The 22,953-nt window shown below is 72.7% G+C and carries 17 protein-coding genes; 13 read left to right on the top strand and 4 right to left on the bottom strand.

Annotated features, from left to right (window positions below):
* Nucleotides 1-53: 53 nt before the first annotated feature.
* On the top strand, nt 54-887 hold the full coding sequence (gene erm, locus ACYVHU_RS23975) for an ErmE/ErmH/ErmO/ErmR family 23S rRNA (adenine(2058)-N(6))-methyltransferase (protein ID WP_432940768.1): 834 nt from the start codon (nt 54-56) through the stop codon (nt 885-887).
* A 241-nt stretch (nt 888-1,128) separates the two neighbouring features.
* Here the strand turns inward: erm and rox are convergent, their stop codons facing one another.
* Nucleotides 1,129-2,556: an FAD-dependent monooxygenase gene (gene rox, locus ACYVHU_RS23970; RefSeq protein WP_498949558.1), complete on the bottom strand. Its 1,428-nt coding sequence runs from the start codon at nt 2,554-2,556 to the stop codon at nt 1,129-1,131.
* 723 nt (nt 2,557-3,279) lie between these two features.
* Between rox and ACYVHU_RS23965 the strand changes: the two genes are divergently transcribed.
* From ACYVHU_RS23965 to ACYVHU_RS23940, 6 genes are all read left to right on the top strand, one after another.
* Nucleotides 3,280-6,291: an SNF2-related protein gene (locus ACYVHU_RS23965; RefSeq protein ID WP_498949556.1), complete on the top strand. Its 3,012-nt coding sequence runs from the start codon at nt 3,280-3,282 to the stop codon at nt 6,289-6,291.
* Complete coding sequence (locus ACYVHU_RS23960; protein WP_432940793.1) at nt 6,288-7,100, top strand: SWIM zinc finger family protein; 813 nt, start codon at nt 6,288-6,290, stop codon at nt 7,098-7,100. Before ACYVHU_RS23965 ends, ACYVHU_RS23960 begins: the two co-directional genes overlap by 4 nt.
* 69 nt (nt 7,101-7,169) lie before the next feature.
* The gene (locus ACYVHU_RS23955) at nt 7,170-8,000 is read left to right on the top strand and encodes an SAM-dependent methyltransferase (RefSeq protein ID WP_432940796.1); all 831 of its coding nucleotides are present in this window, start codon (nt 7,170-7,172) and stop codon (nt 7,998-8,000) included.
* Between the two features lie 65 nt (nt 8,001-8,065).
* Nucleotides 8,066-8,662: a TetR/AcrR family transcriptional regulator gene (locus ACYVHU_RS23950; protein WP_432940799.1), complete on the top strand. Its 597-nt coding sequence runs from the start codon at nt 8,066-8,068 to the stop codon at nt 8,660-8,662.
* 31 nt (nt 8,663-8,693) lie between these two features.
* Complete coding sequence (locus ACYVHU_RS23945) at nt 8,694-9,053, top strand: P-loop NTPase family protein (protein ID WP_432940802.1); 360 nt, start codon at nt 8,694-8,696, stop codon at nt 9,051-9,053.
* 406 nt (nt 9,054-9,459) lie between these two features.
* A complete protein-coding gene (locus ACYVHU_RS23940; RefSeq protein ID WP_498949554.1) occupies nt 9,460-10,467 on the top strand; it encodes a glycoside hydrolase family 5 protein in 1,008 nt (335 codons plus the stop codon).
* A gap of 919 nt (nt 10,468-11,386) precedes the next feature.
* Here ACYVHU_RS23940 and ACYVHU_RS23935 read toward each other — a convergent pair.
* Nucleotides 11,387-12,229 (bottom strand): SigB/SigF/SigG family RNA polymerase sigma factor, encoded by an 843-nt coding sequence (locus ACYVHU_RS23935; RefSeq protein ID WP_078761036.1) that lies wholly within the window; start codon nt 12,227-12,229, stop codon nt 11,387-11,389.
* 718 nt (nt 12,230-12,947) lie between these two features.
* Between ACYVHU_RS23935 and ACYVHU_RS23930 the strand changes: the two genes are divergently transcribed.
* Nucleotides 12,948-14,186 carry a carboxylate-amine ligase gene (locus ACYVHU_RS23930; protein WP_078761355.1) on the top strand — a complete coding sequence of 413 codons (1,239 nt, stop codon included), beginning with the start codon at nt 12,948-12,950 and terminating at the stop codon, nt 14,184-14,186.
* On the opposite strand, the gene ACYVHU_RS23925 is transcribed toward ACYVHU_RS23930, so the two are convergent.
* Nucleotides 14,097-14,741 (bottom strand): TetR/AcrR family transcriptional regulator, encoded by a 645-nt coding sequence (locus ACYVHU_RS23925; protein ID WP_078761035.1) that lies wholly within the window; start codon nt 14,739-14,741, stop codon nt 14,097-14,099. The genes ACYVHU_RS23930 and ACYVHU_RS23925 overlap by 90 nt on opposite strands.
* Before the next feature lie 99 nt (nt 14,742-14,840).
* On the opposite strand from ACYVHU_RS23925, the gene ACYVHU_RS23920 reads away from it, so the two are divergent.
* Both ACYVHU_RS23920 and ACYVHU_RS23915 read left to right on the top strand, forming a co-directional pair.
* Nucleotides 14,841-17,405: a molybdopterin-dependent oxidoreductase gene (locus ACYVHU_RS23920; protein ID WP_498949552.1), complete on the top strand. Its 2,565-nt coding sequence runs from the start codon at nt 14,841-14,843 to the stop codon at nt 17,403-17,405.
* Nucleotides 17,402-18,391 (top strand): FAD binding domain-containing protein, encoded by a 990-nt coding sequence (locus ACYVHU_RS23915; protein WP_498949551.1) that lies wholly within the window; start codon nt 17,402-17,404, stop codon nt 18,389-18,391. The genes ACYVHU_RS23920 and ACYVHU_RS23915 overlap by 4 nt, the downstream gene beginning before the upstream one ends.
* A gap of 173 nt (nt 18,392-18,564) precedes the next feature.
* Here ACYVHU_RS23915 and ACYVHU_RS23910 read toward each other — a convergent pair whose 3' ends face one another.
* Nucleotides 18,565-19,506 (bottom strand): LysR family transcriptional regulator, encoded by a 942-nt coding sequence (locus ACYVHU_RS23910; protein ID WP_432940813.1) that lies wholly within the window; start codon nt 19,504-19,506, stop codon nt 18,565-18,567.
* 115 nt (nt 19,507-19,621) lie between these two features.
* On the opposite strand from ACYVHU_RS23910, the gene ACYVHU_RS23905 reads away from it, so the two are divergent.
* From ACYVHU_RS23905 to ACYVHU_RS23895, 3 genes are read left to right on the top strand one after another with little or no spacing between them, the layout of a single operon-like run.
* Nucleotides 19,622-20,956: a CitMHS family transporter gene (locus tag ACYVHU_RS23905; protein ID WP_432940816.1), complete on the top strand. Its 1,335-nt coding sequence runs from the start codon at nt 19,622-19,624 to the stop codon at nt 20,954-20,956.
* A 43-nt stretch (nt 20,957-20,999) separates the two neighbouring features.
* Nucleotides 21,000-22,352 (top strand): acyclic terpene utilization AtuA family protein, encoded by a 1,353-nt coding sequence (locus ACYVHU_RS23900; protein ID WP_235000854.1) that lies wholly within the window; start codon nt 21,000-21,002, stop codon nt 22,350-22,352.
* Complete coding sequence (locus ACYVHU_RS23895) at nt 22,349-22,675, top strand: AtuA-related protein (RefSeq protein ID WP_078761030.1); 327 nt, start codon at nt 22,349-22,351, stop codon at nt 22,673-22,675. The genes ACYVHU_RS23900 and ACYVHU_RS23895 overlap by 4 nt, the downstream gene beginning before the upstream one ends.
* The last annotated feature ends 278 nt before the right edge of the window (nt 22,676-22,953 follow it).

The raw sequence follows: 22,953 nt of genomic DNA, 5'->3' as shown, positions 1-22,953 counted from the left end.
CCACGGCCCCGTCCGCCTCCGCCACCTCTCCGTGTGGCAGGAACGGACCTCTCATGTCCCACCACCGTGGCACCCCCGCAGGCTCCGCCCCCGGCACCCGTGTCCCCTCCAAGGGGAGACGGGCGAACCGGCGCCGAGCCCTCTCCCAGAACTTCCTGACCGACCCCTCCGTCGCCCGTTGGCTGGTGCGCCTTGCTGCCCCCCGCCGTGACGACCTCGTCATCGAGGTCGGTCCGGGCGATGGCGCGCTGACCCGCTTCCTCGCGCCGGTCTGCGGGAGGCTGCTGTGCTACGAGATCGACCCCGGTTTCGCCGCCCGGCTCGCGAAGCGCTACCGGGCCGTCCCCTCCGTCCGGGTGATCAGCGGGGACTTCCTGGATTCCAGAACGCCCCGCGCCCCGTTCTCCGTCGTCGCGAACATCCCCTACTCGATCACCTCGGACATCGTCGACTGGTGTCTGCGGGCTCCCACCCTGACCAGCGCGACCCTGATCACCCAGGTGGAGTACGCCCGCAAGCGCACCGGCGGATTCGGGAGGTGGAGCAGGTTGACGGTGCGAACCTGGCCCTGGTTCGAGTGGACCCTGGCGGGCCGCGTTCCCCGTGACAGGTTCTTCCCGGTCCCCCGCGTCGACGCGGGGGTACTGCGGTTGCGTCGCCGCCCGGTCCCGCTGGTCCCCGACCATCTGGCCGGCGCCTACCGCCACTTCGTCGACACGGGATTCAGCGGGGTCGGCGGCTGCCTGCACGCCTCGTTGCGCCGGGACCATCCGCGGCGGCGGCTGGACGCCGCGTTCCGCGCGGCGGGGGTGGACCCCCGCCGGGTGGTCGCCTTCGTCCCCCCTGACCGGTGGGTGGACCTCTTCCTCCATCTGCACGGAACCTGAGTTGTCCGAGGGTGACGGATGGCCCGGCCGGCCCGCCCAGGCCCGGCCGGGCCGCCTCGGCCACGGAGAGGCTCTGTGCGCCTCTCCGGCCCGCGACTGGAGGGGACGCGCGACGGTTCGGCCACGGCCGGCGGACTCCGCGGCGAGCGGGGCGACCACCGCCCTGCCCTGACCTGCGCGCTTCCGGGCGGGGATCGCCCAAGTCCGCCACGGGGTGTGTGTCCCCTCCGGGAGGCATGGCTCAGCTGGTGGGGGCGCCGAACCACGTGGCCAGCCGGCCGAGCAGCTCCTGCTGGTCCTCACCGACCCACGCCACATGGCCGTCGGGCCGCAGCAGCGCCGCGGGCACGTCCACTCCATCGCCGACGTCGACGACATGGTCGACCCGATCCGCCCAGCCCGCCGCCGAGAGCCGGCCGGTCCGGTCGAGCAGCAGCCCGCGGCCGCCACGCATCAGCTCGTAGAGGCGCCCCTGCTCGAGCCGTACGTCACGCATCCGCCGGCCGAGCAGGTCATGTCCGTCGCCGAGGTCGTAGCGGACCCCGATCGCGGTGATCTTCTCGATCAGGTACCGGTTCACCTCCTCGAAGTCCATCAGTTCCGACACCAGCCGGCGCACCGCCCGGGGACCCGGTTCGAGCGACAGCAGCTCGATCTGCGCACGGGTGTTGACCAGCACGTCGGCGGCCACCGGGCGCCGTTCGGCGTGGTAGCTGTCCAGCAGCCCCTCCGGCGCCCAGCCGTGGACCTCGGCGGCCAGTTTCCAGCCGAGGTTGAACGCGTCCTGGAGGCCGAGGTTGAGCCCCTGCCCACCGGTCGGCGGGTGGATGTGCGCCGCGTCGCCGGCCAACAGCACCCGGCCGACCCGGTACCGATCGGCCAGCCGGGTGGCGTCACCGAAGCGGGAGAGGCAGCGCGGCGAGTGCGCGCCGAAGTCGGTGCCGGCGAACGCCCGCAACCGCTGCCTGAACTCCTCCAGGGTCACCGGGGCCGCGCGGTCCTCGGCCACCCCCTCGGCCGGCACGATGAGGCGGTAGACCTCGCCCTCGAGGGGGACGGCGCCGAAGCGGAGATGGGTCTTGCGGACCTCGGCCACCACGGAGGCCAGCGTCTCCGGCGACGCGGTCACCTCCATCTCACCCACCAGTGTCTCGACCCGGGAGGGCTCGCCGGGAAAGCCGACGCCGAGCAGCTTGCGCACCGTGCTGCGGCCTCCGTCGCAGCCGACGAGGTAGCGTGAGCGCAGCCGCGTGCCGTCGGCCAGCTCGGCGCTCACCCCGTGTTCGTCCTGGGCCAGTCCGACCAGTTCGCACCCGCGCCGGATCTCGACACCGAGCTCGACGGCGTGCTCGGCCAGCAGGCGCTCGGTGCTGCTCTGCGGGATGGCGAGGACGTAGCCGTGCGCGGTGTCCAAGCGGTCGGGCCACGGTTTGTCGATGCCGGCGAAGAAGCCACCGACCATGAACTGCTTGCCGAGCGCGAGGAAACGCTCCAGCAGGCCCCGCTGGTCCATCACCTCGATGCTGCGCACGTGCAATCCGAGCGCGCGGGCCTGCCCGGTCGGCTCCGTCTCCTTCTCCAGCACGAGAACGCGCACGCCGCGCAATCGCAGCTCCCCGGCCAGCATCAGGCCGGTCGGTCCGCCGCCGGCAACGATCACGTCGATCATGAGGGCCCCATTCAGCAAGGTTGGTCTTCGGCCGGACCCGACACGGTCCGATGGCGCGCGCACCCCTTCGCGCCGCGAGTGCCAGTGGCGGTTACGTCCTTTGGTGTGCGTGTTCGTGGACAGGGCACACCGGCTTCGCGCGTCCCCGGTCTCCGCCGGTTCCGGCTTCGGCTGGAGATTGTCCGGCACGACCCGGGTCTTGCCGCAAGCCCCCGGGTGCGCTATAGATTAAGAGTGGCAAGGAGTGACCAGACCTCCTTGCCTTTGGTTTTTCTCCGCCCCTCCTGGACGGACACGCGCCCGGGAGGGCGTCGCCGCGGCGCGCCCGATCCGGACGGGACGGGTCCGCTCCCCACGGGCACACCTCCTGGCCGCCCCTACGGCTCGTCCGGGTCGAGGCCGGCCCCCATCCACGATGGCGAGCCCTCCGTCCCGCATCCGCCGTGTCACGCCGTCACCATCGACCCGGCACACGGCCCGTCACCGCGTCCTGTCCGGCGAGCCGACGCGGTCCGCATTTTTCGGGAGTCCTCCCTTGATCGGTGGGCGGGTGGTGAGCCGTTCATAAGGAAGGGAAGCTTTTCCGCCCCCTTCCTTTACGTTGTAGATTTACTTTCGGTTGCCCCGGCGGGTGAACGGTCACCCCGGTCCGGCCCGGCCCGCGACCTCGCCATACTGGACGGGGCCGCCAAGGCGGCGACGCCCGAGGACAAGGAGGTTCGCGTGCTGGTGGTGCACGCCCTGTGGGACACGAAGGGCATGGCGCTATGGGCGGAAGACTCCGCCGCGCCCACGCGCACCGTCCCCCAGGCCGCCGTACGCCCCCACCCCTACGCGGCCTCCGCCAAAGTGCTCCGCGCCGCGCTGCGCACACTCGCCGGAGACGACGGCGCCCTGGCCGCCCGCATCGCCGACGCCCCCATCGGCGATCTCCCCCTCCTCCTCCCAGAGGCCGATTCCCGCCCCCTCCCCTCCCCCGCCCTCGGCGCACCGTCCGATCCGGCGACCGTACGGCGACCCGCTCTTCGGCCCTGGAAGGTGCCCGCCTGCCTCCTCCCGCCGGTCGACGCCGCCACCCTGCTCTCCGCCCTGCACGACGGCGCCCCCGACGGTCTCGACCTCGGCCCGGGGCTGCGCCATCTCAGCGCGGTGGCCGCATTCGCCGCCCGTCTGACCTCGTCGGGACGTCTTCTCCCCCTCGTGGACAGTGAGCCCCCCAGCGCACGCTGGCGCCCCGTGCTCACCGGCCCCGACGCCGCCCACTTCACCGCCCTGGTGCGCGCCCTGCCGCCGTCGGCCCGCGCCCACCTCGACCCGGGCGACACCGGTGGTCAGGCGAGCGCCCTGGTCTTCGACGCGCTGTGCGCGCTCACCGACGCGGTCGCGCGCGCCCGCCTCACTCTCGCGGGGCCGTTGTCCGCCCCCGCCTGGACACGTCCGCTGCGCCGCCCCGATCCCACATCCGGCGTGCCCGTGCACCTGGCCGGGCGGACACGCGCCTGGCAGCACGAGGCCCACCGCGCGGGCGCATCGGCCCGGCTGCTCTTCCGCCTCGCCGAACCGGAACAGGACGGCCCCGCCACCGGCGAGACGTGGCGGGTGGAGTTCTGGGTGCAGTCCGGAACCGAACCGAGCCTGCAACTGCCGCTGCGCTCCCTGTGGCTGGGCGAGGGGGCCGCGTGGCTGCCCGAAGGCGTCGAGACGGGACTGCTACGCGACCTCGCCCGCGCCGCGCGGTACTACCCCGCCCTCTCCCCGGTCCTGCGCGAGCTCGCCCCCGAGGCCATCGAGACGGGCACCGGCGGCGCGCACGCCTTCATCCGGGACGTCGCCCCTCGGCTCAGCGCCGCCGGATTCGGCGTGGTGCTGCCCCAGTGGGCCGGACGGCGCTCCCTGGGGCTGCGCCTGACCACCCGGGAGCGGGGTCCGGGTGGGAGCGGCGGCATCGGCACCGACGACCTGGTCGACTTCTCCCTCGACGCGGTCCTCGGCGAGGACACCATCGACCTCGACGAACTCGCCGAGCTGGCCCGCCTCAAACAACCCCTGGTCCGGGTACGCGGACGGTGGGTGGAGGTGGATCCCGCCCACCTGCGCACCGCATTGGAGTTCCTGCGCCGGCGCGGGCGCGGGCGGATGCGCCGGGAGGAGGCCCTGCGGCTGGCCGTCGCACCCGACCCCGGGACGCCGCTGCCGGTACGCGACGTCGACGCCGACGGGGCGCTCGGCGCGCTGCTGGACGGCAGCGCCGAACGTCACCTCGAACCGATGCCCACCCCCGCGGGCTTCACCGGGACGCTGCGCCCCTACCAGGAGCGGGGCGCGGCGTGGCTGCGTTTCCTCGGCGAGCTCGGTCTGGGCGCGGTCCTGGCCGACGACATGGGCCTGGGCAAGACCGTACAGCTGCTCGCGTTGATCGCCGACGAACACGACCGCGCCCCCGCCGGACCGACCCTGCTCGTCTGTCCGGTCTCCCTCGTGGGCAACTGGCAACGTGAGGCGGCCGCGTTCGCCCCGAACCTGCGCGTCCACGTCCACCACGGTCCCGGCCGGCCGCGCGGCAACGACCTGGCCCGTCTGCTGGGGCACACCGACCTGGTCGTGACCACCTACGGGGTGGTGGTGCGTGATCGCGCCGAACTCGCGGCGATGCCGTGGCGGCGCGTCGTCTGCGACGAGGCCCAGGCGATCAAGAACAGCGAGACCCGTCAGGCCCGCGCGGTGCGCGAGCTTCCCGCGACGTCCCGTATCGCGCTCACCGGGACGCCGGTGGAGAACAACCTCGGCGAGCTGTGGTCGATCATGGAGTTCGCCAATCCCGGACTGCTGGGGTCGGCCTTCGGTTTCCGTCAGGCGATCTCCGCCAAGATCGAGGCGGACGCCGACGGTGTGGCCGGCCGCGAGGCCACCGCTCTCCTCAAGCGGTTGACCGGCCCCTTCATCCTGCGCCGGGTCAAGACCGACCGCTCGATCATCTCCGACCTGCCCGACAAACTGGAGATGACGGCCTGGTGCACGCTCACCCCCGAACAGGCCTCCCTGTACAAGGCGACCGTGGACGACATGCTGGAGCGGGTCGAGGAGACCGAGGGCATCGAACGCAAGGGACTGGTGCTGGCGACGATGGCCCGCCTCAAACAGATCTGCAACCATCCCGCGCAGTTCCTCGCCGACGGCTCCGCCCTCACCGGCCGCTCGGGCAAACTGGAGCGCCTGGAGCTGCTGCTGGAGGAGGCGCTCGCCGAAGGGGACAAGGCCCTGTGCTTCACGCAGTACACCTCCTTCGGCGACCGGCTCGCGCCCTACCTGGCGGCGCGGCTGGGTCGTCAGGTGTTGTGGCTGCACGGCGGGACCCCGCGACACCGCCGCGAGGAGATGACGGCTCACTTCCAAAAGACGGCGGAGCCGATGGTGTTCCTGCTGTCCCTCAAGGCCGCGGGGACGGGACTGAACCTGACCGCCGCCAACCACGTCGTCCACATCGACCGTTGGTGGAATCCCGCCGTCGAGGAGCAGGCGACCGATCGGGCGTTTCGCATCGGGCAGCGTCGTGACGTCCAGGTGCGCAAACTCGTCTGCGTGGGCACCCTGGAGGAACGGGTGGACGAGATGATCCAACGCAAGAGGGCGTTGGCCGAGAGCGTGGTGGGAACCGGGGAGGAGTGGTTGACGGAACTGTCCACCGAGCAGTTGCGCGAGGTGGTACGGCTGTCTCCCGAGGCGGTGGCGCAGTGAGCCGGCACGCACGCTGGTCGCAGCGGTTCACCGAGGCGCTGGAGGCGGTGACCGGCGCGGACCCGCTGGAACGGGGACGCCTCCACGCGGCCGGCGGCGCGGTCACCGAGCTACGGGTACGCGCGGGAGAGGTGGTGGCCAAGGTGGGCGGGACGGCCGGCCGCTCCCACCACGTCAGCCTGATCCGCGAGACACTCGACGACGGGACGTGGGACCGGATCTGCGCGGCGCTCGCCGGCCAGCCGCTGTTTCGGGCCAGGCTCCTCTCCGGCGAACTGCCCGTGGAGGTCGAGCGGGTCTTCGACCTGCTCGGCTCCGCCCTCCTGCCCCAAGGTCCGCTCGATCTCGTCACGACCTGCTCCTGCGCCGGCTGGGAGGACCCGTGCGGACACGTCATGGCCTGTCTGGGCGCGTTCGCCGCCCGGCTGGACGACGATCCGTTCCTGCTCCTGGCGTGGCTGGGGCGGGAACGCCGCGCCTTCCTCGGACAGGTGCGTCAGCTCGGACCTGCCGCCGCCCCCGTGGGGGAGGCGCTCCCCGCCCCCGCGCCCGTGGAGATCGGTCCGCTGCCCGACGGCCCCGACTTCTGGAGGGCCCCGGACCTGCCCCCGCTCCCCTCCACGCCCCCGCGTCCGCAACCGGCCGTCCACGCGCTGGCGGATCCGCAGGAGGCTGCGGAGGCGGCCGAGGCGCTGACTCCGCTGTATGAGGTGTTGATCAGCGAAAACCCATGGGGTGAAGGCGTGAACGCCCAGGAGACACGTCCGCGCGGGCCCCGCGGGGGTGAGACGAGAGGGCCGACAGGGTAGCGCAATAAGGCCCTTGGGGGTCTAGGATTCCGGCAATCGCGTCATCATCCATGTACGCAGAATCGCGAGGTGCTTCCCCTGATGGCCGCCCAGGACGTCCGCACTGCCGGCTCCTTCCCTCCCGAGATCGACCCCACCACCCCCCAGGTCGCGCGGATCTACGACGCGCTGCTGTACGGCAAGGACAACTTCGGTCCCGACCGTGACGCGGCGGCTCAGCTCATGCAGAGCTTCCCCGAGATCCGCAGGGTCGCCCTGGACAACCGGGCCTGGCTGTCCAGGGTGGTGCGGCACCTCACCGCCGAAGCCGGGATCACCCAGTTCATCGACGTCGGCTCGGGTCTTCCCACCGCGGAGAACACCCACCAGGTGGCCCAGTCCATCGCCGCGGACGCCCGGGTCGTCTACATCGACAACGACCCGATCGTGCTCGCCCACGGCCGCGCGATCCTCGCCGACAATCCCAACACCACGGTCATCACGGCCGACGCGACCGACCCGCACTCCATCCTCGAACACCCCGACCTCACCGCCCTCATCGACTTCTCCAAGCCGGTGGGCCTGTTGTTCATCGCCCTGGTGCACTGCATCCCCGACTCGGCGCGGCCCAAGGAGGCCCTCCAGACGATGTTGAGCGCGTTGGCGCCCGGCAGCCGGCTGGCGTTCTCGCACCTGGTCAGCGACGACCCCGCCGCGGCGGCCGAGCTGACCGACTTCATGCTCAGCTCCACGAGGGGCAACTGGGGCCGGGTCCGCACCGTCGAGGAGGCCCGCGCCTACGTGGAGGGGCTGGAGATGGTGGATCCCGGCTTCACCGACGTGCGCACCTGGCGCAACCCCGACGGTGCCACACCCGAGCAGTCGATCTGGGAGATCGGCGGTGTGGCCATCATCGACTGAGGTCTCTGGGCGTCTCAAGCATCCGGCCCGCCCTCCCTGTCTCCGTGACATGGAATCATGAGGGCATGACCGGTGAGCCATCGAGAACCTCGGTCCGGGGACAGCGCGCCGACGCCTGCCGCAACCACGAACGGATCATCCGCGCGGCGGGCGTCCTGCTGGCCGAACACCCCGGCGCCACGATGGAGGAGCTGACGGCGGCCACCGGCCTGGGACGGACGACGGTCTACCGCCACTTCCACACCCGCGAGCAGCTGGTCGGCGAGGTCTACCAGGACGCCTTCACCGGGGCCCGTCAGGTGTTCGTCGCCGCACAGCTGACGGAGTGCCCTCTGGGGGAACTGGTGGAGCGCGCCGTGACCGCGACGATGGAGGCGGTGCAGGCCTATCCGGTCCTGGTCAACGGCCCCGGTCTGGACGTGGCCGTCGGCGGTGGCCTCCCCCACGACTACGCCGACTGCCTCGAACCGTTGCGCCTGGCCCTGGCCAGGGGGCAGGCCGCGGGGATCTTGAACCCGGCGTTGCCGTCGCGTTGGCTGGCCGGAACGCTGCTGGACGACTGCTCGGGCGCGGCCCGGTTCTCGACGGAACTGCGTGAGGCCGGCCAGGACCCCCGCCGCCTGGTGGGCGAGGCGTTCGTCCGCGCGTGGTCGGCGAGGTGATCCCGCAGTTCCCGCGCGGCCCGGTTCTCCTGTGGACCGGGCCGCGTCCCGTCCTCCTGGTCGCCTGGGCCGGGTCGGCTCCGCCGACACCCGGTTGATCGTGCTTCGGGGCGGCTCCGGCGCGGGCGAGTCGGCCATCGCCATGGAAATCCATCGGCGTCACGGTTCTTTGGCCGCGCTCGTCGGACAGGATGGCGTCCGCGGGCTCGTCCTCAAGGAGAGGGACGGCGCCGACGGCGCGCACATCGAGATGGTCTCGGTGGTGGCCGGCCGGGCCATGGGGCGCGGTTACCGCGTGGTGGTCGAGGGCGTCTTGGCGGCGGGACGCTGCTGGGGGTGCTCACGGATCCGGCCGGACGCCACCGCGGCGTCGCCCGCGTGTTCTGCCTGAACGCCTCCTTCACCGAGACGCGTTCCCGGTACGTGGAGCATGACCTGTTCCCGGGCGGCGCGGAGCAGATCATCGGGGAGCGAAGCACCCTGCGGGAGAGCTCCAGAGCATCGTGCGCGGCGCCGGCCTCGGCGCGTCCTGGACCGCCCGACGCGACGCCACCGCTCCTGGGCGCGGCGCCTTGCGCGCGGATCGGTTCCGCCGCGCCCGGAGAGCCCGGCATCGAAGCGGTCGGGGGTGGTTCCACAGGAACCCTCGCCCCATTGACCACACCACTACTGTTTGCTTATCGTTTGCGACGATACGTGAGAAGAGGTCGATCGATCCCGGTGCCCGGTACCGGACACGCTCATCGCCGTGTCCGCCGCGCACCGTCCCCGTCCCAGCCCCTGACGTTGGAGAGACGATGACCCGCACCCCCCGTTTCCTCGGTGTCGCCGGCTTACTCGCCGCCGCCGCGGGCCTGGCCGCCACCCTGCTGTCCGCCCCCGCATCCGCCGCCACCACCCCCGTGGAGGAGCACGGACGGCTGGAGGTCTGCGGCACCCGCCTGTGCGGTGAGGACGGTACCCCCGTTCAGCTGCGCGGCATGAGCAGCCACGGTCTCCAGTGGTTCGACCACTGCCTCACCGACGGTTCGCTGGACGCGCTCGCCCACGACTGGGGAGCCAACGTCCTTCGTATTTCGATGTACGTCCAGGAGGGCGGCTACGAGACCGACCCTCAGGGCTTCACCAACAAGGTCAGCGAGCTGATCGACGAGGCCACCGAGCGCGGCCTGTACGCCATTGTCGACTGGCACACCCTGACCCCGGGCGACCCCAACTACAACACCCAGGCCGCGAAGACCTTCTTCACCGAGATCACCCGCCGCCACGCGGACAAGGACAACGTCCTCTACGAGATCGCCAACGAGCCCAACGGGGTCAGCTGGTCCTCGATCAAGGGGTACGCCGAGGAGATGATCCCGGTGATCCGAGCGCAGGATCCCGACGCGGTCGTCCTGGTCGGCACGCGCGCCTGGTCCTCGCTCGGGGTCTCGGAGGGCTCCAACGAGCAGGAGATCATCGCCAACCCGGTGAACGCCGAGAACATCATGTACACGTTCCACTTCTACGCGGCCTCCCACCGTGAGCCCTACCTCGCGGCCCTGGACCGCGCCTCCCAGCAGCTGCCGATCTTCGTCAGCGAGTTCGGCACCCAGGACTACTCCGGTGACGGCGCCAACGACTTCGCCATGGCGCAGCGCTACATCGACCTGATGGCCCAGCGGGGTATCGGCTGGACCAACTGGAACTACTCCGACGACCACCGCTCGGGCGCGGTCTTCCAACCGGGGACCTGCAACGCGGGCGGTCCGTGGAACGGCGGCGCGCTCAAGCCGGCCGGCGCGTGGATCCGCGACCGCATCTGACACTACGTGCCGGGGCCGTCCTCCTCTTCTGGGAGCGGTCCCGGCCGCTTTCTGGTGCTGTTTTCTCGCCTTTCGAATCAGGGTCCTCCCTCCATCACCTTTACGATGTAGATCACGAACGGAGCGGGCACCGGCGGGAGAGGTTCGGGGAACGTCTTCGCCCTCTCCCCACGCCGCGTAGGCCCGCCAAGCGGCCAAGGCGCCACGGCCAGGACGTTCGAGGAGTGACCGTCCCGGCGACGGCCCGGCCCGCCACCGCGCGCCTCCCCCACACCACCGCAACGGGGGCGACGACCACGCCCCCTCCCCACGACCGGACTGGAGCGTGACCATCACCCGAGCGGGCGCTCCCCGGTCGCCGACAGCCGCCTCGACGGCGGCGTATTCGACACCGCCGCGGCGGCATACCTCACCCCGTCACCACCGTGACCCGGCATCGCGGAGACCGTCCAGACGTCGGCCGGCGCCAGACCCAGCCACCTGCCGCCGTCGCTTGTCCCGCGGGGACTCGGGATCCACACGGATGTCCCGCCCGGCCTGCCGCGCGGCCGCGTCGCGATCCTCACCGTGACCCAAAGTCCCCGTGGAGTCTCCCGTCCTCACCCGGACGCTCCAGGGGGTGCCGGCCGGGTACCGACCGCCCCGTCACCCGGTGGCTACACGGTAGGCCGGCCCTCCGTCCGGCCGCGCTCCCCCGCTAGGCGGGCGCCGCCGGGCCCGTACCATCGCCTCCTGGCCGCCCACCGCCGACGCGGTCACGGTGCCGCTCGCGCCGCGCTCCTCTCGACCGGGAACAGGCCGCCGCGCTCCCGCAGGCCTTCTGCCGCCAGGGCCCGTCGCCCGGTCCGCCTCCCTATGGCCGGTTCGTCGAACCCACCGTCAACGCGGATACCGCGTCCGTCCTCTCACGTCGCACGCCCTAGTCGGCGAGCATCTCCTCGCGCAGTCGGCGCAGCGTCTTGGCCAGCAGACGCGAGACCTGCATCTGCGAGACGCCTATCAGGCCGGCGATCTCGGCCTGGGTCTTGTTGCCGAAGAAGCGCAGCAGCAGCACCCTGCGCTCCCGGGGTTCGATACGTTCCAAGGCCGCCTTGAGGGCCTCACGGTCGACCACGTTCTCCAGGTCGGCGTCGTCGGTGCCGATGCTCTCCCCCAGGGAGGCGCCGTCGTCCTCGCCGGCGTCCCCTCCGTGGGGGGCGTCCAGGGACAGGGCGCTGTAGGCGGCCGAGGCGTCGATCAGCTCCAGGGCCGCGTCCACGTCGAGGCCGAGCCCTTCGGCGATCTCCGGCACCGTCGGGCTGCGCCCGTGGCTCTGGGTGAACTCGCGGGTGAAGCGGTTGAGCTCGGACCGCTTCTCCTGGTGGCGCCTGGGCACCCGGATGGCCCAGGTGCTGTCCCGGAAGTGTCTTTTGAGCTCGCCGGTGACCATGGGCAGCAGGTAGGAGATGAAAGGACGCCCGTAGTCGGGGTCGAATCCCCGGATCGCCTTCATCAGACCCATCATGGCGACTTGGCGCAGGTCGTCCCGGGGTTCCCCACGGTCGCGGTAGTGGTCGGCCAGTCGCCGCACCATCGGCGTGTGCAACTGGACGAGCCGTTCGTTGATCTCCTCGCGCAGGATCGGATCGTGCGGATGCGCGGCTCGCTGGCGAAGCAGTTCCTCGGAGTCGGTCGTGTCGGCGATCCGGAGCGGGACTTCCTCCTCACGTTCGCCCCCCTCCACGCGGGGAGGGGGCAGCAGGGAGGTGGTGGAGGTGCGCATCGTGGATTCCCCTCGTCGCAGATTCGGTGGCCCTCCCGGCTGGAAGGGCCTCGCTTCCGCGGCTCGGCCGTCGCCTCACGGACGACACGCTGCTCGCACGTGTCCACGCGGATCCGCGTAGACGCGGGATCGGACACCGCGGCGGGGCAGATGTCCGAACGCGTGCCCCGTCCCCGGACCACGGCGCCGAACCTCGGGCCGCGCTTCTGGACCCACCCTCGGCCTGCCCTGGCCACCACAGGGCAAACACAATCGGGCGCATCGCCTCGTAATGGGCATCTCACCAGGCGTGACGCGCACAGGTGGGACGCCGGTGATCGGCCGTGTCGGATGGGGTGAGTGGGGTGGGGAATGTGGGGCCCGCGTTCGGCGCGAAAACGATGCGCGCCGCTCCGCGGGCCCCTGCGAGCGGTGGCCGGGCACGCGACGGTCCCCCAACCGTCGTCCGGCCCCCCTCCCGGAGAACTCACAGGAGGGCCGGTGCCGCCGGAACCCCCGATCCAAACGGCACTGCGTCACCGCTCATGCCTTGCCTACCCGCACGGGGAGCGGCAAACATAGAGAGTGCGAGTTGTTTTCCGATCGTCGTAGTCCGGCTCCCCGGAACGGTGTCCCGACCTGCTTGCCATGTGGCGCGGGCGGCCCTCACCGGCCAGCGGGGACGGACCTGACAGGGAGGACGGCCCCGGTGGCCGTGTCCCCGGGAATGGCGGCGGCCATGACGATTCGACACGCGCTCCCCGCGGTACCCACCGTGGGGGTGGAGGAGGAGTTCCTCCTGGTCCAGCCGTGCGGCCGGCTGTCCGCGCGCGCGCCCGAGGTCCTCGGCGCGGCCGGTGCGGGGCCCGGCGAGGTGCACCAGGAATTCCGCCGCTGCCAGGTCGAGGCGGTGAGCGCGGTGTGTTCGGGAGCCGGCGACCTGTTGGCGGGCCTGCGCTGCCTACGCCGACGGTTGGCCGATTCGGCCGCCCGAAGGGGGCTGCGCGTGGCGGCGACGGCGACGCCGGTCCTCGCCGAGCCCCGGTTGCCGCCTTTGTCCATCGGCCGGCGCTACGCGCGCATGGTACGGGAGTACGGCCCCTTGGCGAGCCGTTCGGTCACCTGCGGCTGTCACGTCCACGTGGCGATCCCCGACCGTGAGACCGGTGTGCTGGTGTGCAACCACCTGCGCCCCTGGCTGCCGCTGTTGCTCGCGTTGACCGCGAACTCCCCGTTCGGCCATGGGGCGGACGCCGGTTACGCGAGCCTGCGCTACGTCCTGTGGGGCCACTGGCCCTCGGCGTCGCCGCCGCCGTTCTTCCCCTCCCTCGACGACTACGAGGCGGGAGTTCGTGGCCTGTTGGCCTCGCGCGCCGCGTTGGACCGCAAGATGGTCTACTGGGATGTCCGCCTGTCGGAACGGCATCCGACCCTGGAGATGCGCGTCTGCGACGTGGCCCCCTCCGCCGAGGAGGCCGTCATGGTGGCCCTGCTCACGCGCGCCCTGGTGGTCATGGCCATGGCCCAGCTGGAGCGCGGCCGGGCGGCGCCGCGGCTGTCAGAGCACGACCTGCGCGCGCACATGTGGCGAGCCTCCAGGGACGGTTTCGAGGGGGCCTGTCTGGACCCTTCGACCGGCCGGCTCGCCCCGGCCGAGACAGTGCTGGGCCGGCTGTTGGCGTGGACGCGCCCGGCGTTGGCGCAGGCCGGGGATCTGGACCACGTCGAGACGGTGTCGGAAAGGCTACGACGTGGTGGCAGCGGGGCTCTTCGCCAGCGCCTGGCGTTCGCCCGGCGCGGGCGCCTTCCCGACGTCGTCGACGCGGTGTGCCTGCCCCCGACCGTACCGGAACAGGCCGGTCGCGTTCCGGCCGTCCGGTCGCGGGGCTCAGAGGGAGGGTCCGTGGAACCAACGGGTGGCCGCGCGGGCCGCGGCCTCCTCGACGCTGATGCCCTTCCGGGCGAAATGCCCCGATAGCGCGAGGTCGACGAGCCCGTGCAGCATGGCCCAGGTGAGGAAGGCGAACTCGACGGCGTCGCCGGAGCGGACGGCTCCGGCGCGTTGTCCCTCGGCCAGGACCTCGGCGAACTCGGCGAGTGAGGCCGAGGCGATCCCGTGGACGGTGTCGTCGTCGCATCCGGCCGCCGCCTCCCCGAACATCAGCCGGTAGTGGCGGGGGCGGGCCAGCCCCGCGCGGACGTAGGCGACGCATCCGGCCCGCAGCGCGGAGGCGATCGAGTCCAGCGAGCCGTCACGCCCCGCCATCACCTGGGCCGTCTCAGCGCGCAGCAGTTCGAAGCCGCGTGCGGCGACCGCCGCCAGCAGGTCGCTCTTGTCGCGGAAGTGACGGTAGGGGGCGGTACGCGATACCCCGACGCGCTCTCCCACGGCGCGTAGCGTGACCGCCTCGGGCCCGCCCTCGGCGACCAGGTCCCAGGCCGCCTCGACCAACCGGTCCCGGGTCTCACCACTCCCGCGACGGGAGTGGCCACCGTGGGCGGCATCGAGAACCCTGGTCTGATCTGCGGACATGGCGTGAGGGTACGAGTCGTGGTTGACAGCGTCAACCCGCCCTCCTATGTTGACATTGTCAACTTTCCCGCCGGGGCCTCTCCGCCCCGAGGAGAACACATGGACCTCAACGTCAACGGTGTTCCCGTCAGCACCGACAGCGATCCCGACGCCCCCGCGGTGGAACTCCTCCGCGACGGGCTCGGCCTCACCGGAACCAAACTGGCCTGCGGTAACGGCGTCTGCGGCGCCTGCACCGTCCTGATCGACGGCGCCCCCGGGGCCTCCTGCCTGCTGCCCACCGCCCACCTGGAGGGACGTTCGGTCACCACCGTCGAGGGCCTCGACGGCGCCCACCCCGTGCAACGGGCGTTCGCGGCGCACGACGCGATGCAGTGCGGCTACTGCACCCCCGGCTTCGTGGTGGAGGCGGCGGCCTTCGTCGACCGCTGGCGCGCCGAGCACGGGGACGTCGACCCGGGGCGGGCCGCCGTGGCCACGGCCATGGCCGGCCACCTGTGCCGATGCGGCGCCTACGAGGGCATCTACGCCGCCGTCCGAGCCGCCTGCGCCGGCGAACACGACGACCCGGCGTCCGCCCCCCGGCCCCGCGTCGAGGCCTTCGAGAAGGTCACCGGCCGGGCCCGCTACACCACCGACATCCTGCCCGCGAAGCGGCTTGAGGCCGTGATCGTGCGCTCCCCCCACGCCCATGCGCGCGTCGGCGCGATCGACGCCGGAGACGTCCCCCACGTCGACCTGCTCCCCGATGACAGGACCCTGCGCTACGTCGGCCAGCCCGTCCTCGCCGTGGCGGCCGCCACCCGTTCCCAGGCCCTGGCGGCGGCCGCGCGGGTGCGTATCGACTACTCCCCCCTCCCCGCTGTCACCCGCCCGGAACAGGCGCGGGCGGCGGGTTCCCCGTTGGTGTACGCCTCCCGGGACGAACGGCGCGCGGCGCCCCGCTCGGGTGAGGGTCCCGGCCTGCCCGGCCGCTGGCAGGGCAACGTGCGCGGGCCGTCCGGGTTCGGCCGTCGCCAGGCCACCGCGGTGCGCCGGCTGTCCCGGGCCGCCGAACGCGGCGACGACCGCCTGGTGGCGGCCGTGTTCACCACGTCGGTCCAGGTGCACACCCCGCTTGAACCGCACGCCTGCGTCGCCCGTTGGGACGAACGGGGCGACCTCCACCTGCACGTGTCCACGCAGGCCGTCACCGACGTCGCCGAGCAGGCCGCGCGCCGTTGGGGGCTTCCCCCCGAACGGGTGCACGTCGTGGCCGAGCACGTGGGGGGCGGTTTCGGCGCCAAGGGACGGCTGGGAGTCGAGGCGATCGCCGCCGCCGAGCTCGCCCGGATCTGCGGGGTGCCCGTGCGGCTGGTGTTCGACAGGTCCGAGGAGCTCACCGACGCCGGCAGCCGCCCCGGCACCCGTACCGAGCTGGCCCTGCTCGCCGACGCCTCCGGCGATCTCGCCGCCCTGGCCGTGGACGCCCACGGTGACGGTGGCGTGTCGGTGGACACCCCCACCGCCCTGTTCGCCAACCTCGTCTACGGCACCGCGCCGCGGCGGCTACGCGACTTCGACGTCGTCACCAACCTGCCACCCGGCGCCCCGTTCCGAGGCCCCGGCGGGGCCCCACTGCTGTGGGCGCTGGAGCAGGGGGTGGACGAGATGGCGCTGCGGCTCAAGGAGGATCCGATCGCGCTGCGCCGGCGCTGGGACGGCAACCCCAAACGTCACGCGCTGTACGACCGCGCCGCTGCGCTGCCCATGTGGCAGCGGCGGAACCGGGGCGCCCAATCGGGCCGGATACGGCACGGCGTCGGGGTGGCCGCCGCGAACTGGCCCTACCTGCTGAACACGGGGGCGCAGGTCGAACTGGAGGTCCGAGAAGGCCGGGTGGTCGCCCGCGCGGCGATCCAGGACATCGGGACCGGATCGCGATCGGTGATCGCGGACGTGGTGGCGGCAGAACTCGGCCTGCCCGCCGATCGGGTGCGTGTCGAGATCGGCCACAACAACGGCCTGAAGGGTGCCTCGTCGACGGGTAGCAAGACCACCACCTCCATCGGCCCGGCCGCCCAGGACGCGGCACGGCGGCTGCGCCGGCTCCTGGGCGACGCCCCGTCGGTGGCGCATCGCCTGGAGGCGTCCGAGGGAGCCCGCGTCGTCGGAGGACGCGGACGTGACCGTCATGGCTACCTCACCCCCGTCCCCCTCGGCGGCATGGCGGTGGGCCGCGGGTTCGCCGGCGCGGTGCACGTCGCCGAGGTCGAGGTCGACACCCGCCTGGGCCGGATCCGGGTGACGCGGATGTGGGCCGGGATCGCCGCCGGCCGGATCTACTCCGAACGTCTGGCGCGCAACCAGTGCGAAGGCGCCATCATCCAGGGCATCGGCTACGCGCTGTACGAGCAGCGCCACATCGACCCCGCGACCGGGGTGGTGCTCACCGACAACCTCGAGGACTACCGGATCCCCGGCATCGCCGACACCCCGGAGATCGAGGTGTACTTCCACCAGGAAGGCTGGGAGCACGTCAACGGCGGCGGCGTCGGCCTCGGCGAGGTCGCCGCGATCGGGGTGGCCGCCTCCATCGGCAACGCCGTGCGCGACGCGACCGGCTTCCGCCCGCTCGACCTGCCCATCCGTCCCGACCGACTTCTCGAGGGGATGCGCCCGTGAACCTGCCCTCCACCATCCGCGCGGCGGCCGACACACTACGCGACCACGGCGGCCAGGCCCGGGCCGGCGGCACCGACCTCACGGCGCGGGCCGGCATCGGACGGACGAGCGGGCCGTTCGTCGACCTGCGCGGTGTCGCGGAGCTGCGGGGGAGCGAGTGGCGGCCCGACGGCTCCGTGCGCATCGGTGCCATGACCACGATCGCCGAGATCGCCGCGGACCCCCTGGTGACGGCCGGCCACCCCGCCCTGGCTGCCGCGGCCGCCCGCCTGGCCACGCCGCAGATCCGCACCGTCGCGACGCTGGGCGGCAACCTGTTGCAGCGCAACCGCTGCTGGTACTACCGCAATCCGGCCTTCTCCTGCCACCAAAGCGGGGGGCAGGGCTGTCCGGCGCGCACCGGCGCCTCGTTGTACTCGGCGGTGATCGACCGGGGCCCGTGCGTCGCCCCGCACCCGTCGTCGCTGGCGGTGGCCCTGCTCGCCTACGACGCGACCGTCCGCACCCACCGGCTCGGCGTGGTGCCGGCGGCCCGGATCTACGGTGACGGCGACGACCCCACCCGCGATCACCTGCTGGAACCGGACGACGTCCTGATCGAGGTGACGCTTCCGCCGCCCGCTCCGAGCGAGGGCTGGGCCCACCACCGCGCCGCGGCGCGCGCCGCGGCCGAGTGGCCGCTGGTCGAGGCCGTGGCCCGGGTGGGCCGTGACGGCGGCCGGCTCACCTCGGTCGCGGTCGCGGTGGGCGGGGTGGCCCGGGTCCCGCTCCGGTTGCCCGAGGTGGAGCGGGCGGTGCTGCGGGACGGGGAGGCGCCGGAGAGCCTGTCGGCCGCGGCGGCGCGGGTGGCGGACTCCTGCTCGCCGCTGGCGGACAACGGCTACAAGGTGGAACTGTTGCGCGCGACGGTCCTGGAGGTGCTGGAACAGGCCCTGGCCGCCCCATCCGCGAAGGCCGACGTGGACACCCCCGCGCGGGAGGGGTGAGCGTCGGGCCGGCGGGGGCGGGTGGCCGGAAGGTTCAACCTCTGTCTCAGGGCACGGCCCATCCCTCTCGGGCGTCGCCCCGCCCGAGAGGGATGACCTTGACGGACGCCGCCCCGCCGGCCCTGGACCGTCCGCCTCGCAGATGAACCCCGCCGGCGGGAGGACCCTCACCTTTACGGACGGGGGAGGTCCCGGGCCCATTCGACGTCGTCGGGCAGTGGATGATCCGCGGCGGGCAGCTCCTCCACCAGGTCGAGGAAGCGCCGGGCCGCCGGCGTGGGGGTGGCCCCGTCGGGTACCAGAAGGTCGATCCCGCGCGCCGTCGCCGGCCCGTCCAGGGGACGGTGCTCGATCCGGGCGAAGCCCATCAGCACGCGCACCAGCGCCGGAAGCGCCGATACCCCGAGGCCCGCGGCGACGAGCCCGCCGACCGTGGAGACGTTGCCCGCCTCGACGGTCGTGGCGACCTCGACGCCCGCCGCCGCCATGGCGCGGTCGGTCAGCCGGCGGACGCTGGAGTCCACGCCCAGCGCGATGAAGGGGTGACCGCCGAAGTCGGCCCAGGCCAGCCTCCTTCGGGCGGTGAGCGGGTGGTCGGGTGGCAAGGCGGCGAAGAAGGTGTCGCGCACGAACGGACGCGCCCGCACGCCCGGGATCGCGCGGGCGGGGACCGCGATGGCCATATCGGCCCGACCGCGCGCCACGGCCTCCAGCGCCGTGTCGGACATGCCGTCGAGCACCCGCACCCCGATGCCGGGATGACGGGCCCGGAAGGCGGCGATCACCGGGGGTAACAGCACCGCGGCCACCGACGGCAGCGTGGCGATGGTGACGGTGCCCGTCTCCCCTTCGAGGAAGCGGCCCAGCCGGCTCATCTCGGCCCGGTGCGCGGCGAGGAGGCGTTCGGCGACCGCCAGCAGTTCCTCGCCCTCGGGGGTGCGCCGCACCCCGCGGCTGGTGCGTTCCAGCAGGCGCACCCGTAGCAGGCGTTCGATCTCTTGGACGGTCCGGCTCAGGGCGGACTGTGAGACGCGCAGCTCGCGCGCCGCCTCGCTGAATCCGGCCGCCCGCGCCACCGCGGCGTAGGCCTCCAGCTGTCGCAGGGAGAGATCCATGCGTCCAGATCATAGGTCCTTGCATTTTCGATGTTGGACACGCAACGCCGGCTCCCCCACGATGGTGACCGCCATCACCTTCGACGGAGACGCGGATCTCGCCGGGAGGGTTCCCATGTCGACCGTGCTGGGCTTCGCCACCATCGCGGCCCTCCTGGTCCTGCTGCTGTCCAACCGGGTGACCGCCGTGGTCCCCCTCATCGCCGTCCCGGTGGTCGCCGCGGCCGTCGCCGGCTTCTCCCCCGGCGAGATCGCCGGCTTCGTCACCACGGGCCTCAACGGGGTCGCGGCGACCGCGGCGATGTTCGTGTTCGCCATCTTGTACTTCGGCGTGATGCGCGACGCCGGCCTGTTCGACCCGGTGATCCGCCGCATCCTGCGGTTCGGCGGCGACGACCCGGTGACGGTCTGTCTGGCCACGTTGCTGCTGGCCTCGGTCGCCCACCTCGACGGCGCGGGGGCGACGACGTTCCTCATCACCGTCCCCGCCCTGCTGCCGTTGTACGACGCGCTGGGAATGCGTCGCTCCGTGCTGGCCGCCCTGACCGGCCTGGGCGCGGGGGTGATGAACCTGCTGCCCTGGGGCGGACCGACCGCGCGGGCCGCGGCGACCATCGGCGTCGACGCCAACCAGATCTGGACGCCCCTGATCCCCGCGCAGATCGCCGGCCTGCTCGCCTGCGGAGCGATCGCCTACTGGCTGGGGCTGCGTGAGCGGGCCCGGCTCGGCGCGGGCTCCAGGGTCACGGTCACCGTTCCCGTGGCGCCCGGTCACGTCGAGGACGCCCCGGGAGGGAGAGGAGAGGATGCCGGCGGGCGCCGGACGTGGCTGACGGCGGTCAACGCGGCGCTCACCCTGGCCCTGATCGGCGTACTGGTGTCGGGGGTGCTGCCGCCCCACCTGGTCTTCATGATCGCCACGGCCGTGGCCCTGCCGCTCAACCACCGGGGGATGAAGGCGCAGACCGACTGCGTCAACGCCCACGCCCAGGGCGCGATCCTGATGGCCAGCACCCTGCTCGCCGCGGGCGTGTTCCTCGGCGTCATGGAGGAGAGCGGGATGATCGAGGGGATGGCGGGGGCGTTGACCGGCGCGATCCCCGACCAGGTGGGACCCTTGCTGCCGGTGTTGGTCGGGTTGCTCGGCGTGCCGATGAGCCTGCTGTTCGGGCCCGACGCCTACTACTTCGCGGTCCTTCCCGTGATCAACGGGGTGGGCGCCGGATTCGGGATCGAACCCCTCGTGCTCGCCCAGGCCTCGGTGATCGGGCAGGAGACCGTCGGCTTCCCCATCAGCCCGTTGACCGGCTCCTTCTTCCTGCTCACCGGGCTGAGCGGCGTCTCCATCGGATCCCACATCAGATTCCTGCTCCCCCTGGCCTGGCTGGTGAGCGTGGTCATGCTCGCGGTGGCGGTGCTCACCGGGGTGGTGCCGTTGTGGGCGGGGTGAGCGGATACCGCCCGCTGCCGGCGGCGAAGACGAGAGAGGACGGATGATGACGGCCACCCGGATGCGTATCGGCTGCGGGGCGGGGTTCGCGGGTGACCGCGTCACCCCCGCGGTGGACCTGATCGAACGGGGCGGACTGGACGTCGTGGTGCTGGAGTGCCTGGGAGAGCGCACCGTGGCACTGGCCCAGGCCCGCCGGCTCACCGGGACGGGACCCGGATACGACCCGCTGCTCGCCCGGCGGATGAAGGCGCTGCTGGGGCCGCTGCACCGGCATGGGACGCGCCTGGTCACCAACGCCGGATCGGCCGATCCCTTGGGGGCGGCCCGCATGGTGGCCGGGCTGACCCGCGCCGCGGGCGTTCCCCTACGGGTCGCCGCGGTCCTCGGCGACGACGTCACCGACCTGATCGACCCCGCCTCCCCCGCCTGGGAGGACGGGCGCCCCCTGGAGGCCCACGGCGAGATCGTCTCGGCCGGCGCCTACATCGGGGCCGACGCGCTGCTGCCGGCCCTGGAGACCGACGCCCAGGTGATCCTCACCGGCCGGATGGCCGACCCCTCGTTGTTCCTGGGCCCCCTGATGCACGCCTTCGGCTGGGCGGACACCGACCTGGACCTGCTCGCCCGTGGGACCGTCGTGGGCCACCTGCTGGAGTGCGCCGGACAGGTGAGCGGCGGGTACTTCGCCGGCCCCGGCCCCACCTCGGTTCCCAGGCTGGCCGACCTGGGCTATCCGCTCGCCGAGGTGGATCCGGACGGCGGCGCGGTGCTCACCAAGACGCCGGGCACCGGCGGGCGGGTGGACCGGCACACCGTGGTCGAACAGCTCACCTACGAGGTGATCGACCCGCGCGCCTATCTCACCCCCGACGTCGCCGCCGACCTGACAACGGTCGGGGTGCACGATCTCGGCGGGGACCGGGTGCGCGTCAGTGGGGCCCGAGGCCGGCCGCGGCCCGCCGAACTGAAGGTCAGCGTCGGCTACCGGGCCGGATTTCGCGGTGAGGCCGAGATCGGCTATGCCGGCCGTGACGCGCGGGCCCGGGCCCGCCTGGCCGCCGAGGTGGTGCGGGAACGCCTGTCCGGGGTCGTGCCCCGGCTGCGCGCCGACCTCATCGGGGTGGACGCGCTGTACGGCGGTCCGGTGTCGGACGGGGAGGGACCGTATGAGTGCCGGCTGCGCGTGGCGGGGATCGGGCCGGACCGCGAGACCGCGGAGGCGGTGGCCGAGGAGGTCGGCGCGCTCTACACCTGCGGCCCCGCGGGCGGTGGCGGGGTGCGTTCCTCGGTCACCGAGGTGATCGGGGTGGTCTCGACGGGGGTGCCGCGCGAAGCGGTGACGACCCGCGTGGAGGTCGTCGGGGACGAGGGAAGGGACGTGGGGACGCGATGAGGGTCCGGCTGTACGACGTGGCACACTCTCGATCGGGCGACAAGGGCAACCTCACCACCCTGTCGCTGATCCCCTACGACCCCGCCTGGTATCCGGCGCTGTGCGCGTCGGTGACGGCGGAGGCCGTGGCCGAACACCTGTCCTGGCGGGTGACCGGGGAGGTCGTGCGGCACCGGATGGACAATGTGGGGGCGCTCGTGTTCGTGTGCCGCAGGGCGGACGAGGACACGGTCACCACGTCGCTGTACCTGGACGCCCACGGCAAGTCGCTGAGCTCGGCGCTGTTGGAGCTGTGCGTCCAGGTGGAACACCCCGCGGACTGAGGGCGGGCGGCTCCCCGACTTGTCGCGCCCCGCTCTCGCGAAGAGGGGATCGGCGCAGGTGGCGACGGGTTCCGCGGCGCCGGGAAGGGTTACCGGAGGGGCGTACGGGTACTCCGCCGTCATGGAGACGACTCTGACGATAGCCCTGAGCTCCCAGTTGCTGCTGTTCGCGAGCCTGGCGATCGGCATCCTGATCGTGGTCGGAGTGATCGCCTTCGTGGTACGCCGTAACCGCTGAGGCTCCCCGGCCGGGGCCGGACACGCGGCCGGGGCCTGGC

Source organism: Marinactinospora endophytica, assembly GCF_054780875.1.
Note: the sequence above shows the minus strand (reverse complement) of the source record. Positions and strands in the feature narration are given on the sequence as shown.